The organism is Hymenobacter montanus (assembly GCF_014699115.1).
Taxonomy (GTDB): Bacteria; Bacteroidota; Bacteroidia; order Cytophagales; family Hymenobacteraceae; genus Hymenobacter; species Hymenobacter montanus.
Genome location: NZ_JACXAD010000003.1, coordinates 48,292 through 64,044 on the forward strand (window position 1 = coordinate 48,292; position 15,753 = coordinate 64,044).

The 15,753-nt window shown below is 58.4% G+C and carries 9 protein-coding genes; 7 read left to right on the forward strand and 2 right to left on the reverse strand.

Annotation, left to right across the window (positions count from 1 at the left end):
• Positions 1-265 precede the first annotated feature (265 nt).
• From kynU to IC235_RS03235, 4 genes are all read left to right on the forward strand, one after another.
• Complete coding sequence (kynU, locus tag IC235_RS03220) at positions 266-1,534, forward strand: kynureninase (protein ID WP_317173525.1); 1,269 nt, start codon at positions 266-268, stop codon at positions 1,532-1,534.
• Positions 1,535-1,617: 83 nt separating this feature from the next.
• Positions 1,618-2,310, forward strand: coding sequence for a hypothetical protein (locus IC235_RS03225; RefSeq protein ID WP_191003737.1), 693 nt, complete (start codon positions 1,618-1,620; stop codon positions 2,308-2,310).
• 20 nt (positions 2,311-2,330) lie between these two features.
• Complete coding sequence (locus IC235_RS03230) at positions 2,331-2,960, forward strand: alpha-ketoglutarate-dependent dioxygenase AlkB family protein (protein WP_191003738.1); 630 nt, start codon at positions 2,331-2,333, stop codon at positions 2,958-2,960.
• Positions 2,961-3,863: 903 nt separating this feature from the next.
• Complete coding sequence (locus IC235_RS03235; RefSeq protein ID WP_191003739.1) at positions 3,864-6,545, forward strand: T9SS-dependent M36 family metallopeptidase; 2,682 nt, start codon at positions 3,864-3,866, stop codon at positions 6,543-6,545.
• A 909-nt stretch (positions 6,546-7,454) separates the two neighbouring features.
• Here IC235_RS03235 and IC235_RS03240 read toward each other — a convergent pair.
• Complete coding sequence (locus IC235_RS03240) at positions 7,455-10,226, reverse strand: TonB-dependent receptor (RefSeq protein WP_191003740.1); 2,772 nt, start codon at positions 10,224-10,226, stop codon at positions 7,455-7,457.
• A gap of 749 nt (positions 10,227-10,975) precedes the next feature.
• On the opposite strand from IC235_RS03240, the gene IC235_RS03245 reads away from it, so the two are divergent.
• Positions 10,976-12,367 carry an FAD-dependent oxidoreductase gene (locus IC235_RS03245; protein ID WP_191003741.1) on the forward strand — a complete coding sequence of 464 codons (1,392 nt, stop codon included), beginning with the start codon at positions 10,976-10,978 and terminating at the stop codon, positions 12,365-12,367.
• Positions 12,368-12,624: 257 nt separating this feature from the next.
• Positions 12,625-13,344 (forward strand): LytR/AlgR family response regulator transcription factor, encoded by a 720-nt coding sequence (locus IC235_RS03250; RefSeq protein ID WP_191003742.1) that lies wholly within the window; start codon positions 12,625-12,627, stop codon positions 13,342-13,344.
• On the opposite strand, the gene IC235_RS03255 is transcribed toward IC235_RS03250, so the two are convergent.
• Positions 13,341-13,955, reverse strand: coding sequence for a 3'-5' exonuclease family protein (locus tag IC235_RS03255; protein ID WP_191003743.1), 615 nt, complete (start codon positions 13,953-13,955; stop codon positions 13,341-13,343). The two genes, IC235_RS03250 and IC235_RS03255, sit on opposite strands and share 4 nt — an antisense overlap.
• Positions 13,956-14,354: 399 nt before the next feature.
• Between IC235_RS03255 and IC235_RS22925 the strand changes: the two genes are divergently transcribed.
• Positions 14,355-15,626, forward strand: coding sequence for a hypothetical protein (locus IC235_RS22925; RefSeq protein ID WP_240540696.1), 1,272 nt, complete (start codon positions 14,355-14,357; stop codon positions 15,624-15,626).
• Positions 15,627-15,753 lie beyond the last annotated feature (127 nt).

Sequence of the window (15,753 nt, forward strand, 5' to 3'; positions counted from 1 at the left end):
GCGCTAGCCCAGTGGCGGGGCCGCTGTTCTGCTCGGCTGGCAGTCTCACGCCTAATACGCCTAAACTAAGTCCTGGTCCTGCCTGTGCGCCTCCGGATGCTGGGGCTGGGCCCGGCAGTGCTGGGGTAAGGACGTTTTCACTTCGCCACTTCTGGCTAGCATCCCCGCCGCAGTTGGCTCGTACTATCAGCGTCCCGTCGGCTGGGCCGTCGTCCTGCCTCGGCTGATTTTTTCTTTCTTCGCTTAATTCTTACCTGCATTGCCAGTGCTTCTTCCCTCTTTCGCCGCCGACCTCGACGCCGCCGACCCGTTGGCGGCCTTCCGCCAGGAATTTCATATTCCCCCGGGCCCCAACGGGCAGCCGAGTGTTTACCTGTGCGGCAACTCGCTGGGCTTGCAGCCCCAAAGTGCCCGCGCCGCGGTGGAGCAGGAGTTTGAGGCCTGGGAACAACTGGGCGTGGAAGGTCATTTCCACGGCGAGGCGCCCTGGCTGCACTACCACGAAACCCTGGCGGCTCCCTCGGCTCGGCTGGTCGGGGCCCGCCCCCTCGAAGTGGTGGTAATGAATAACCTGACGGTGAACCTGCACCTGCTGCTGGTCACGTTTTACCGGCCCACGGCCCAGCGCTACAAGATTCTGATGGAAGGCGGCGCCTTTCCCTCCGACCAGTACGCGCTCGAAAGTCAGGCCCGTCTGCATGGCCTCGACCCCGCCGAGGTGATTGTGGAGCTGATGCCGCGCCCGGGGGAGCACACCCTACGCACAGCCGACATCGAAGCCACCATCCAGGAACTGGGCGACTCGCTGGCTACCATTATCATCGGGGGCGTGAATTATTACACTGGGCAGGCCTTCGACCTGGCCGCCATTACGCGGGCCGGCCACGCCGTGGGAGCGTTGGTGGGCTTCGACCTGGCCCACGCCGCCGGTAATCTGGAAATGCACCTGCACGACTGGGACGTGGACTTTGCCTGCTGGTGCTCGTACAAGTACCTCAACTCGGGCCCCGGTGGTACGTCGGGGGTGTTTGTTCACGAGCGGTTTGCTCATCGGCCCGACCTACTGCGCCTGGCCGGCTGGTGGGGCCACGACCCGACCGACCGGTTCCAGATGAAAAAAGGATTCCGGCCCATGCCCGGGGCGGCGGGCTGGCAGCTTTCCAATGCCCAAATCTTTCCGATGGCCATTCACCGGGCCAGCCTCGAGCTCGTGGACCGGGCCGGGGGCATGGCCGCCCTGCGCCGCAAGAGCGAGCAGCTCACCGGTTACCTTGAAACCTTGATCCAGGAGCTAGGATTACCGAGCTCGCAGTTGGAAATCATCACCCCTGCCGACCCCGCCCAACGCGGCTGCCAGCTCTCGGTGCTGGTGCACCAGCGGGGCCGCGAGCTGTTCGACTATCTGGCCCGCCAGGGCATCATTGCCGACTGGCGCGAGCCCAACGTCATCCGCCTCGCACCCGTACCGCTCTACAACTCGTTTCAGGACGTAGCCCGGACGGGAGCCGCGTTGCGGCAATTTTACCATTCCTAGCTCTCCCTAGCTTTCGGGGGTATTATCCATGTTCGTGAAGCTCCTCTCCAAACTGCTCACTTTAATTACCGCAACCTGATTCCATGGAAGATTACGCCGCCAAGATGCTGCTCAAGACCGACGCGGCCCTGCGCGAATACGTGACTGGCCATGCCCAATACCGGGAGGCCGCCGTGCTGGCCGCGTTGGATGAATTGCGCCGCCGCGGGCACCCGGCCCCCGAAGAAGCAGCCCTGCGCCCCGGCCTTGAAGCGGCTGCTACCGCCCAGCGGGCCCGCGAGGAAGCCGCTGAAACCGAGCGACGGTCGGGGGCCGCGGGGGATAACCTCGAGGAGGCTGACCCGGCGCTGTATTCACCGGTCAGCATCGTTCTGTTTTCGGTGCTTCCCATGTTCACGATGCTGACCGGGGGCGTACTGATGGGCATGAACTTGTACCGGCTGGGGAAAAAAAGGGCCACACTGGGCTTGGCCTTTTTTGTTATTGCCTACCTATACATTGGCTCTCTGCTCTTCAGTTGGGCCGTACTAAATTGGGGGCTGAGTCCGGTGTTGGGCGTTTTGCTTTTCAACCTGCCCGCGGCCCTGGCTTACGTATTGTGGTTTTGGCCGCGTTATGTGGGCGCGACCAGTTTTCGCAGCCGTAATGTGCTCGTACCAATCATGGTATGGATGCTTCTGGCGTGGGGCCTGCAAAGAATTACGCCCTATCTCATCCGGCAGCAGCCCAAAGAGGTACGCCAACAGCTAGAGCGCATGATGCCTCCGAATCAGTAGCCCCCGGTTGCGCCGCTTATATGCCGTTCCACTCACTGGGCCTACCTGGGGCCGACGTGCTTTTTGACCCATCTTTCCTCTCCGCTGCGGAAGCGGATGCGTTCCTGGCGCAGCTGACGGCCGAGGTGGCCTGGGAGCAGCGGAGCTTGCGCCTGTTCGGCCGGGAGCACCCGCAGCCGCGCCTCACGGCCTGGTACGGCGACCCAGCGGCGCGCTACACCTACTCCGGCCTGGCCTGGGAGCCCCGCCCCTGGACGCCGGTCCTGCGGCACCTGCGCCAGCGCCTGGCCGCCGCGGCCACGACGGCCTTCAACAGCGTGCTGCTGAACTACTACCGCGACGGCCGCGACAGCATGGGCTGGCATTCCGACGATGAGCCCGAGTTAGGGCCGGCCCCCACCATTGCTTCGCTGAGCCTGGGGGCCACGCGGCGCTTTCGGCTGCGTCCCCGGCCCGGGGGTGGGCAGAACCATGCTCCGTTTGGCCTGGACCTGCCCAGCGGCAGCCTCTTGCTCATGCGGGGGCCCACCCAACAGCACTGGCAGCACGCGCTGCCCAAAAGCGCGCGACCCATTGGCCCCCGGCTCAACCTCACCTTCCGGTGGGTGGAGCCGGGGGCCAATGGGCCCGAGCTCTACTCGGCATCTTAAGCCTTAACTTACCAGAAGTCGTTTCTAACTAGGCCCTGGGCGAGGTGCCAGCTCCAGATGCCACAGGCCAGGGGCATTACTGTAGGGCGCGGTGTTGAAATCCAGGGTGAGGTGCACTCCAGATGCCACAGGCCAGGGGCATTACCCGTTCACTAAAGGGGATGATCCCAACACCCCCGCCGCCAGTGGCATCTGGTTGTCGCGCAGGTGTATTAGTAACCGGCGAGGAAAGCACCGATTCCCAACTGTCAACCGCCCGCTGGGAAGTCGCCTGGGCCTGCGGAGTAAATCCAGATAAGCAGCGGGGCGCCACACGGGTATGCATGTTTTTGGAGCGGGGCAGGCACACGACCACTGGTACCGCAACAAAGGTCTAGCCGACGACTGGCTGAATAGCCGCCCTAAGCAGCGAAAGCAGGAATCATTTTTTCATTCAAGAGAAAGGGGAGTGGAAAAGAATGTTAAGCGTAAATCTAGAAGACCGGCATACGCTTGATAAGTCGAAGATAAATCGATGATACCCAGAATATAAACACAATGACCGCTGCCGCTGCCCCGTATCAGCTTACCCGACATTACATCCGGCCCTGCTCACGAGTTAAAAGGAGATATGTGGCCCGGACGACGAGGTGCTGGTCCCCTGCGCCGCCGCAGTAAATATTCCGCATCCGGTATCAGGCACAGCCGCAAGGCGAACAGTGGGGCTGCGGTAGCGATATAATTACTATAGAATATTTCTTGTGGTCAGGACGGTAGCGTATGTAACTATTTCCGTTAGGTGTGGGGAAATTTTCAGATTTACTGTGTAGATTTGAAACCCAACACTACCTGACGCAGGAAGTGTTTTATTTTCAGCATTTGAAACAACCCTTTCTAATTTCCCATCTTCACCTCATCAACAGAATGACAAAGATCTTTACCACGCCCGGCGGCCGGGCGCTGATAGTAGCGGCGCTGTTGGCCACGCCAGGGCTGACCGTCGCTCAACAGGCGCCGCTGAGCCGGGCATTGTCGGCGCTGAGCAGCAAAGCTTCGCGCCAAGGGCTAAGCGAGCAGGACTTAGCTAACCCGGCCGTCACGAGCCAGTACACCGATGCCAGCACCGGCATAACTCATATATACTTGCGGCAGCGCCACCAAGGAATTGAGGTGTACGGCGCCGTGGCGAACGTGCACGTGGCCAGCAATGGCAGTGTTGTGGCTATGAATCAGAATTTCGTGCCAGGCGTAGCCGCCGCAGCGCGCGCTACGGCTCCCACGCTTACGCCGGCCCAGGCTGTAGCCGCCGCGGCGCGCGCCCTCAACATGCCCGCTCCCCGAGCGTTGAGCGTGGAGCAGGCGGGCGAACCTGCCGAAGGCATGGTATTCAATAATGGAGGGATCTCCCTGGAAAAGATTCCGGTGAAGCTCATGTACCAGCCCACCGCCAGCGGCGAGTTGATCCTGGTTTGGGATGTGACGCTAGCTCCCCAAAACGCAGAGCACCACTGGAACGTGCGCGTAGATGCCCGCACGGGGCAACTGCTCGACAAAGTCGACTACACGGTTTCGGAGGAGGTTTCCTTCGCTGAGATGACTCAGCAGGTGTTGGGTTCCCGCAACTGGTCGCAGGTACGGGCTACGCCCGCTGCGGCCACAGGTACGGCCAACCGCGTGACGGCGCCCAACTCCTACAATATATTTCCGCTCACCATCGAGAGTCCGAGCCACGGGCCGCGCCAAATAGTCACTGACGCGGCCAGCACGACGTTCTCGCCTTTTGGTTGGCACGACGTGAACGGAGTAGCCGGCGCCGACTCCACCAACACCAAGGGCAACAACGTGTATGCCTACTTGGACCGCGACAATACAAACACCTACCGGAAAGGCAACAGCCCCGAAGGCGGCCCGACCCAGATTTTCGACTTTCCTTTCAACCCGGCGCTGGCGCCGCTCGCCAACAAAGACGCAGCCATAACCAACTTGTTCTTCTGGAACAACTTGATGCACGACGTAATGGCTAGTAAAGGCTTTACGGCGGCGGCAGGCAATTTTCAGGTAAAAAACTACGGCAACGAGCCTGGCGCCAACGATCCGGTGCTGGCGGAAGCCCAGGACAAGGCAAACCAGGCTCCTTCCTCGGAAACCCGTAACAACGCGAACTTTAGCACGCCGCCAGATGGTTCTTCCCCGAGAATGCAAATGTTCGAGTGGGATGGCGCGACGATCCTGAACGTTACCGCCCCCGCTACGTTGGCGGGCCCTATTACTGCGCGGGAAGGCAGCAATGGCCGTAAGTTAGCTGTTGTGGGCCCCATCGTAGGCAATTTGGTGGCTGTCAACGACGGCTCCGCTCAGCCTACGCGCGGCTGCAACTCACCATTCGTGAATACGGCTGCCATCAGCGGCAACATCGCGCTGATGCGGCGCGGTAAGTGTAACTTCTCCTCTAAAATCAAGAATGCCCAGAATGCCGGAGCCCGCATGGTTATCATGATGGATAGCATTCCCTCGCCGTCGCCACTGTTAACCATGGCTGGCACGGCCCCGGATTCGATAGGTATTCGCATTCCGTCGGTGTTCATCTCCAATGCCGATGGCCTTCGCCTCAAGGCTGCTCTTGACGCGGGCCAGACGGTTACCATCCGATCGGCTACAGAAGTGAATCGCGACGGTGACTTCGACAACGGCGTCGTATCTCACGAGTACGGCCACGGCATCTCGAATCGCCTCACCGGTGGCCGCCTGAACACCTCCTGCCTCAACAATCTTGAGCAAATGGGCGAAGGCTGGAGCGACTTTTTTGCTCTTTGGATGACTACGCGCCCCGGTGACGTGGGCACTACGGGCCGCGGCATCGGTACTTACGCTTCTTCGGAGCCAACTACTGGCCCAGGTATTCGCCCCAAAAGGTACAGCACCGATTTCAGCATCAACGACGCCACTTATGCCCTCATAGGCACTGCTGGCTACAATACCAGCGACAATGTGCATTCCATCGGTTACGTGTGGTGTTCTGCCTTGTGGGACCTGAACTGGAACATGATTGCCCGCCATGGCTACAATCCCGACCTGATGGCGGCTACCGGCGGCAATAACATGACCTTGCGCCTGGTGCTGGAGGGACTGAAGCTGCAACCCTGTAGACCTGGCTTCCTCGACGGGCGTGATGCTATTCTGAATGCGGACATTGCGCTGAATGGCGGGGCCAACGTCGATCTCATTTGGCGTACCTTTGCCCGCCGTGGCATGGGCTTCGACGCCGTGCAAGGCACCAGCAACAACCTTGTGGATAACACGGCCGGCTACGCGTTGCCGTCATTCCTGAGCACCGCCAAGTATCTGAACGAGCAGCAACTGGAAGTATATCCCAATCCTGCCGCCGACCACGTGCTGGTGCGCACGCAGGTGAGCAGCAAAACCGCCGTTTCAGTGGAACTGTTGACGCTAATGGGCCAAGTGGTGCGTACTGTGTCGGTACCAGCCAACACGTTGCAGCAGAGCGGCGTAAACCTGAACACGGCAGAACTAGCCACCGGGGTTTACATCGTGCGCCTAACTACTTCGGAAGGCATCATCACCAAGAAGGTATCTGTGCAGCACTAACCCAACAGAGTTGACCCACGGGTCCTGCTTCGTAGAAAACCCGTCTGACCACCCGTCGGACGGGTTTTTTTACGGTTCCTGAGCTCGGTTTCTTCCGTGTGCCAGGCCTTACGATTCTCCTCTGGTCTCACGGTCCGACGCGGTGCTGCTCCACCAGCCGAAGGCGATTTTGCGCCCGGTTTCTGCGCCGACAAGTACTATAAGCGGCTGTTCGCCGGCTACTGGGCTAGGGAATCTACGGCATCAGCAGAGCCAGGGCCAAGAGGCCACCAGTGCTGTTCCCCGGCTACCGCGCTCGCTGTTAGGTTGCCGAGCGTACCCACACCTAGTTCCACCGATTCCGCCGTTTGCTCATTCGGTGAGAAGAAGTGGCCCACTACGAAGCCTTGCTACACCTGGCCTGCGCTAACACTATCTGGCTACATTCGCTCTTGTTTTGGGATAGGTTCTAAGTTAAGTAGCACACCTAAGGGGCTTACGAACCATGTTTCTCCCCTGAAGGGATTGAGCAAGCTGCATAAAAATTCCCGCGGGCGTTTACAGAGCAGGCACTAAAGAGCACCAGCAGAATCCACGCGGCACGGTCCGCATCCGTACTTGCTACATGTATGCTACCGAGGTCACAAACCGTGATTTTGTCGTGTTCACGGTGAGCCCAAGTCAGGACCGGCCCTTACCATTGCCTCGCTGAGCCTAGGGGCCGCGTGGCGCTTTCGGCTGCGCCCCCGGCCCGGGCCTGGTCCTGGTCCTGCCCGGCGGCAGCCTCTTGCTCATGCGGGGCCCACCCAGCAGCACTGGCAGCACGTGCTGCCCAAAAGCGTGTGGCCCGTTGGTCCCCGGCTCAACCTCACCTTCCGGTGGGTGGAGCCGGGGACCAACGGGCCCGAACTCTACTCTGCTGCTTAGACCTTATTTGATATCAAACAGTAGCCCGAAGTATCCGAGGCGGCCATAGCTGGGCGCGCCGTACACTTGCAGGTTAGCCGTATTAAACAAGTTGGTGGCGCCGACCTGGAACGTGGTGTGAATGCTTTTGAGGATGTAGCCTACTTGCGCATCCACGGTCTGGGCTATCGGCACGGTGCCGGTGGCAAACGTCGATTCGTAGAGGAAGGCATCGACCCAGCGGTAGTTGACATTATAGCTCAGCTTGCGCTCCAGCGCGAGCCCATCGACCCCCAGGTTAAACTTGTGCCGGGGGGTATTGAAAAACGACTGCGTTCCAGTCTTAAAGTCTTTGGTGATAAGATCATTGTAGCTGTAGTTGCCGCTCACGGTAAGGGTGGTTGCTACGGCGTAGCTCAGCGTAAGGCCCGCGCCCTGGCTTTGCACGCGCTGGTCTACGTTAGCCGCAATTTGAATAACGCGGGTAGGGTTGGGGTTGCCATTGGCCAACGTCGGGCTCTGAAAGCGTACGCCCGCTCCGGCCCCGATTTGCCCGGTGCTGGGGCGGGTGCCGTCGATGTTGCCGATGAAGTTTTGAGTAGCGATAAAGTTGTTGTACGTGTTGTAGAAGTAGTCGAAATCGACGTACAGCTTTTTGATCAGCTGGGCGCGGTAGCCCACTTCGTACGTGTTTACTTCCTCCAGCTTGAGGCTCGGGGCGCTGTATTCGTAGGTGGCCAGTTCGTCCGCCCGACCCGGGGCCAGGATGCCCGGAAGTTTGCCAGCCAAGGCGGTGGTATAGCCCTGGAAGCCCCCGCGCACGTTGCCCAGCAAAATGGCCCGGCCCACGTCGAGGCGAATGTACTGGTCATTTTGGGTAGGTGCCCGGAAGGCCCGGCTGAAGCTGGCCCGGAAGTTCTGCTCCTTGTCGGCTCCCAGCGAGTACACGGCCGAGGCACGGGGCGAAAACGCGGTGCCAAAGTTCTGAAACCGGTCGACCCGGCCAGCGGCGGCCAGCTTCAGGTGGCTGTCGAGCAAGGTTTTGCTGGCCTGAGCGTAGGCTCCATATTCGTAGTTTTTGATGCGTGCGCCGTCCTTGCTGTCTTCAAACAAGCTGCCGTCGGATCCCAGCAAGAACTGGCGGTAGGCCGCGCCCACGGTTATGTCGGCAAAAGGGTTGTTGTATGTGTATTGCCCACTACCATCGTTGATAATAGAGCGCAACAGCACCCGGGCGCCCTTACCCGGTGTCGGGTCATGGATAATCTGGTCGCGGGCTTTAATGAAGTCCGGATCGCCGGGACGGAGCAGCGGCGCATTGGTATTGGCCGCCTCGCGGGCCGCCAGGGCGGCGGCATCGGCGTTGTTGCCATTGGCAGTGTAGGCCTGATTGTATACCGCGGCGTACGTGCCAAAATATCGCTCGGCGTAAGTGCCGGGGCGGGTACCGCCGCTGCCGTTGGGCACGCTGAAGCCCGGGGCCGGCTGGGTTTGCAGGAAGGCGCCCAAAAAGCCAAGGTTATAGGAGCCGGTGCCCTGAGGATTGCGCGCACCCGAGAAGTCGTAGGTGGTGTAGCCCCGCACAAACCAATTGCGGCCTTCGGCTTGCACGCGCGCTTGGTGCACTCCGCTATTGATGAACCGGTAGCGACTAGCGCTTTGGTAAGTGGTGGTGGTCGAAGTGTACCGGTAGTCGATGGTGGCTTTAACCGAGTTGCTGAGCAGGACGGCCAGGGTGGGGGCAATCTTGTACGAATTCGTTTTGTCGTCCCCCGCAATCAAGTCCTTCTCCGTGTAGCCCGGCAGGAAAACCGTCTTCCCAGCCAGTGCCCCACTAGTGAAGGTGTTGCCGATGTCGCCGTAACGGTTTACGGCGTCATAGCCCAGGTTCGAGTTGACGGAGTTATTGCCTGGCTCAATCAGCAAAGACGTCGCGTCCTTATTATCGGCAATGAAATCGTCGGCTACGGTGGCTCCGCCGGAGATCTTGAAAGCAACTCGGTCACTAATTTTCATGGCATAACGCAGTTGACCATCATACAGGTCGCGGGTGCCACCGCGCAGGCGCACGGTCAGGCCGGGCGTACTAAAGGGGTCCTTGGAGTTCATGAGCAGCACGCCGTTGAAGGCGTTAGCACCGTAGAGGGCGGAAGCGGGTCCGTGCACGATCTCCACGCTGGCTATATCGAGTATCGGCATGCCCAGCAAGTTGCCGTAGTTGCCGCTGAGGCTGGGCAGCTGAGTGTCCATGTAGTCGGCTAGCTGAATAACCCGCTCCGAGCGCGAGGAGTTGAAGCCCCGGGTGCTGAAGCTGGTGGTGAGCAGGCTCGAGCTGCTGATGTCGATGCCCTTGAAGCGGCCCAGCCCGGCCACCAGGTCCGGCGTCGTAAGTTGTTCTATCTGGCGCTGGTCGAGCTTTTCTACCGTTACCGGTACCTGGCCGATGCTTTCTTCCACGCGCGAAGCAGCTACCACCACTTGGTTAAGTACTACGCTTGGACGCAGGACGACCGCCAGGGCATTGTCGGGGGCGCTCAGTTGTAATTCCTGAGTTTCGTATCCGATGAAGGAAACCGATAGGGTTAACGGTCCCTGCGAGAAGTCGGCCTTTAACTCGAACTGGCCCTCTTCGTTGGTACTGTTCCCCTTAAAAGTATTCTTAATGATCACGGTGGCCCCGGGCAGTGGCATGCCGGCTTCAGTTTGCACGGTACCAGCAATGGACTCAGTGTTCTGGGCCCAGAGTCCTAGCGGTAGCAGCAGGAATATAACTATAATTATGTAATTTTTTCGCATGATTATGGGGATTAAGGATGATAGAGCCCAAACATAGTAGCTAATTCAGTAATTAGCGAAATACCAATATCGCTTCAGTAGAGTAGGTTGTAATAATATTTTGACAAATAGTGTATTAGAAGGCATAGGGCAAATAATAAAACTGGTAAAATTATATCCATCGCCATTAGAGGTTTGTTTCTCCCCAAAGCAGCTCAAAGCATAGCTGAATAAAAATGAGGCAGTTATCATTGATAGCTGCCTCATTTTTACGGCTGACTGAAATTAAAATAAGCTCTAATACCTAATGCTGGGATGCCCCGACAGCTGCGGGTCTCCTTCTTCGCTTACTACGTAAGAGCCGACCTGCAATACCACAGCGACCGGAGGCAGCGATACGGCGATCGGTAAGCGACGGCGCCAAGCCGCCGTGCTGGGGTGAAACTGAGAAACTGTGATTTCAGGTAATGTCAATGCCGTGGTCCGGCGGCTGGCAGCCCGGTAACGCCACCGCATATATCCTATCCGCTTATATCGAAATCGAAAGTGTGTCATAGCATAAGGAGGTTTTATTATAATTATCCAAAGGTCTCATTGCCTTTGATTCGTTTCTGGCAATTCCGCCCAACGGAGCCTATTACTCGGCGAAATATAGAAATGCCAGGCTGAAGGAAAGTGAAAAGCATTCTTTTTACCTGGTAAGGCCGGAGTAAGTTAATTTGCCCGCTACCCGCGTAGTAGCTTCGTTGCCCCACCTGTCTCGTCCCCGCATGGCTTCTTCCGTTTCATCATCAGCGGCTCCCGAAAAACTCACCGTAATGGGAGCGGGCTTAGTTGGCTCTTTGCTTTCCTTGTACCTGGCCCGGCGCGGGCATGCCGTGCACGTATTCGAACGGCGGGCCGACCCGCGCCGGGCCGGCTTTCAGGAAGGGCGCTCGATTAACCTGGCGCTGTCGGACCGCGGTTGGCGGGCCCTGGAGGGCGTGGGCATAGCCGATGACATTCGGCGGGTGGGCATTCCGATGACTGGCCGCATCATGCACGACCAGCTTGGCAACCTTACCCGGCAGCCGTACGGGCAGGATGGTCAGGCGATATATTCCGTTAACCGCGGCCACCTCAACCGCCGCTTGCTCGACTTAGCCGAAGCCCAACCTACGGTTCAGCTCCGCTTCGGCCAGCAATGCCTGCACATCGATTTGAAGCAGCAGCACCTGCACCTGCTCGACACGGCCACCCAACAGGAGCACACCGAGCCCTACACCCGCCTGTTCGGCACTGACGGGGCATTTTCGGCCGTGCGGGGCGCTCTGCAGAAAACCGACCGCTACGATTACTCTCAGCACTACCTCGAGTACGGCTATAAAGAGCTAACCATCGAAGCCGGCCCCAACGGCACCTGGCAACTGGAAAAGAATGCCCTGCACATCTGGCCCCGCGGACAGTACCTGATGATTGCGCTGCCCAACCTCGACGGCTCGTTCAACTGTACGCTGTTCTTTCCCTACGAAGGCGCCGAGAGCTTTGCCGCGCTGCCAACGCCGGCCGACGTAACAGCCTTCTTCGCCCGCGTGTTTCCCGACGCCGTGCCGCTGATGCCGGCCTTAACTGAGGAGTTCTTTGCCCATCCTACCGGCTCGCTTGTCACCATTCGCTGCTATCCGTGGAAATACGACGATGACGTGCTGCTGCTCGGCGATGCCTCGCACGCCATCGTGCCCTTTTACGGGCAGGGCATGAACGCCGGCTTTGAAGACTGCAGCGTGCTGAACGAACTCCTCGACCAATACGGCGATGGGGCCTGGCCCACCGTTTTCACCGAGTTTCAGGCCCAGCGCAAGCCCAACGCCGATGCTATGGCGGACCTGGCCCTGTACAACTTCATCGAAATGCGCGACCGGGTGGCTGACCCCCGCTTTCTGCTCCAAAAGAAAATCGAGGCCAAAATCGCCAGCCAGTTCCCCGGACGCTGGACACCACTCTACTCGCAGGTTACGTTTTCGCACACGCCCTACGCCGAAGCCTGGGCGGCCGGCCAGCGCCAGGATGCCATCATGGCCCGCCTCATGCCGCACATTCAATCGGAGGCTGACTTTGACCAGCCCGCCGTGCAGGAGTTAATACGGCAAGAAATGGCCGTACGGCCCTCGTCAGCATCTTAGCCCAATACGTACGCCGGTGGCCTGGCCTTATTGGAAGTGTACCATAGTGCCATCGAAACCCAAACGGCGGCTCAATGGGTTTATCAGGCAAACAACTCAATTGCAATAGCTAAGATAGCTATAAGGCCTACGTTAAATTTTTTTCAATTGCGGATGATAGTGATAATTTGCCCCGTGAGTGGTTACTTTATACCGACGAACGGGCTTCTTTGCTCGTTATAGCTTCTACTGCCTACTCCATTCCCTTCCGTAGCTATATGTTAACATGCGCTATTATCGACGATGATGAGATCAATCGCCTGACCCTGGAGCACTATATCGAGCTCACTCCCAGTCTCAAACTTATCAGCTCGCTGGCCGATGGCATTGCCGGGCTTGCTTTTTTTCGGGAAGGCAACCGGGTTGACGTGCTGTTTCTGGATATTGAAATGCCGCATCTCAGCGGCATGGACTTGTTACGGGTGCTCACCGACCCGCCCGAGGTCATCATCACTACGTCGCGTCAGGACTTTGCCGTTGATGCGTTTGCGCTACGGGTAGCCGATTACCTGATGAAGCCCTTCGATTTTGCTCGCTTCACCCAGGCCGTGGAAAGGGTACAGCCCCGCCAAAGTCCTAAAATCGGCCAAGCTACTGTTCCTACTGTCGAGGGGGTAGGCCACACTGACTTGTTTGTGAAAGTGAACAGTCGAATGGTGCGCATCAAATTTGATGATGTACTGTACGTCGAGGCTTTGTCCGACTACGTCAACATTGTTACTCCCAAGCACAAGTACATCGTTTACACCACGCTGAAGGCCCTGGAGAGCCGATTGAGCGTATTCACTAACTTTATTCGGGTGCATCGCAGCTACTTGCTCAACACCCAGCACATCGATTCCATTGAGGATAATACGGCTAATCTGCGCGGCGGCCACTTCGTGCCCATCGGCAAGTCGTACCAGGAGAGTTTTTACAAAAGCCTGCAGCGTATTTAAACCGTCGGGCTAGGCTCGTCAGCCTGTTTATAAGCGGGCCGCTCATAAAAGGGTCGGAGCAGACGAATGACGTCCAGGGCGTCGGCCAGGGCTTCGTGAGCTACTGCGCAGTCGTCGAAGCGGGCGCGCGCCTTACAGATGCTCATATTAGGCAAGCGCGCGTCCTTGTGCCAGTTAAGGTAAAAGGCGGCGGGGTCGAGCATGGCGGGGTCGGCGCGCACGAGGGTGCCCCAGCCCGGTAGCTCTTTGAGGAAGCCCAGGTCGTAGGAAGCAATGTTTTTACCCGCCATGGTCACGACCACGCAGTCTTTGGCGTCGGGCCGAAAGCCGTGGGCCAACAAAAACTCGCGCAACTGAAGTAGCAGCTCGGTTGGGGTGCACAGCTCGGGGTTGGGCGTTTTCCGCGCTAGTTCTACTAATAAGCGGGCATTCAAGGCCAGGGCGCCCGCCGTGCCCACGTATTCGGGGTGGCGCACCAGGCGCCGGAAGGCGGGTAGCTCGGCTAAGGGCCGCGGGTGCCGGGAGTCTTCGATAACGGCAGCCAGTTCCAGCACCTGGTGGCGCTGGGGGGCGGGGCCGGAGGTTTCGAGGTCGAGGGAGACGTAACGCATGAGTAAGTGTACGAACCAACCCGGAATGGTACTGTCCCCTTGGCCTGATAGCTACCAAGCGCCTTCTCAAGCAGACCGTGGGGCGCATTAGCCTGGTTCTCTCGAAAAGCATTGTCCGCAGTGTTGGCGATGTCGTTGGGGCCGTGTCGCAAGGGTTGTTTTTCTAGCGGGAGCAGTCCGATGCTGCTCGTTTGGGGCAAAGCGAGCTTGAACCGAAGAGGCAAGCAAAAAGCTGAGTAAGCCAGTAAAGTCAAAAGGGCTGCTTAAGCGTGACAAAAACGGCCCGGATAGGTCTTATTCGAGTAGCGAGCCTTCTTTTGTTTTGCTTGGCCGGAGAAGCAGCCCGGCAGCGTTGACCACAATGGGCATCGGTTCGCCGGAGTGCAGTTGGCTTACGATGTGATACTCTATCAAGTGGTGCTGTTGCCGCCGCCCTGGACTTCCGGCTCATCAACGAATGGGTGCGCTATTGACCGCTATCTCTGGTTGACCGCGGACCTGCAAGGCCCTGTTGAAAACCCGGACTACTATTTCACGGCCACTGGCCCGGAAGCTGCCGAAGCTGCCGACAACCTGATGCTGACGCAGGGGTGGAGCCGATTTAAGTGGGAAGACGTACTAGCCGCTCCCAAGCCCTTCGACTTCCTGCCGGAGCTTAATTGGCCCCTGGTGGAGGCGCAGTTTACCCAGGCCGGTACCAATAGGTCCCGGGGTGGGGTGACGGCCTACCTCGCCGCTCCCAGCCGCATTACTCAGCTCAGCATCGCTCAGAGTAATGCTCAAGGCCGGGCCTTGTTTGAATTGCGGACATTCCATTCGCCGAAGGAACTCGTTTTGCAGACAGAGGCCTGGCAGGATAGCACTTGCAAGATGACAATCCTCGACCCGTTTTCGACGCGCTATACGACGGCCCCACTGCCACCCTTTGGCCTCACCCCACGCTTTCAAAGCGATTACGCTAAGCGGCACCTGCAGGCTCAGGTACAGCAAATTTTTGCCGGCAAGTACCAGCCGCGCTCCGCCCAAGTACGGGTCGATAGCTTATCCTTTTATGGTAAGCCCAATGAAACGTATCTGCTGGACAAGTACACCCGCTTTAAAGTAATGGAGGAAGTGCTGCGCGAGTACGTACCGGGAGTAGTAGTCCGAATCCGAAAAGACGGCTTTCACCTGCTGGTGGTGGATCAGGTGAATAAAACCGTGATGCAGGAAAACCCCATGGTGCTACTAGATGGAGTGCCGGTCTTCAATATCAATAAAATTATGGCCATGAATCCACTCAAGATTCAGCGGCTTGAGGTTGTTGATGGCCATTATTTTCACGGCCCAGTGGTGTATAGTGGCATCGTCAGCTTCACGACTTACAAGGGCGACCTGGAAGGATTTCCGCTCGATGCCCATGCCTTGGTGCAGGAATACGAAGGCGTACAGCAGCACCGGGAGTTTTATGCTCCTCGCTACGACACGCCGCAGGCCGCTACAAGCCGCTTGCCCGACTTGCGTAACTTACTTTATTGGAATCCCAACATTACCACCAGCAAAGAACCCCAAAGGCTGGAATTCTACACCGGCGACCAAGCCGGCCGCTACTTGGTGGTGTTGCAAGGACTCGCTGCTACTGGGTTGTCGGGCAGCCACAGCTTTGTGCTGGAAGTGAAGCCAGTACTGTAGTCTGATAGGCCTCGTGAGTCCTGCCATATTATGGCGTGGAGCAGGGAGCTTTCGTTGCACGGGGCGAGGCAGCTGGTTTACACAGGCACAGGCCACGCTACATGTTAGCCGCATTAGTCTATGGCTT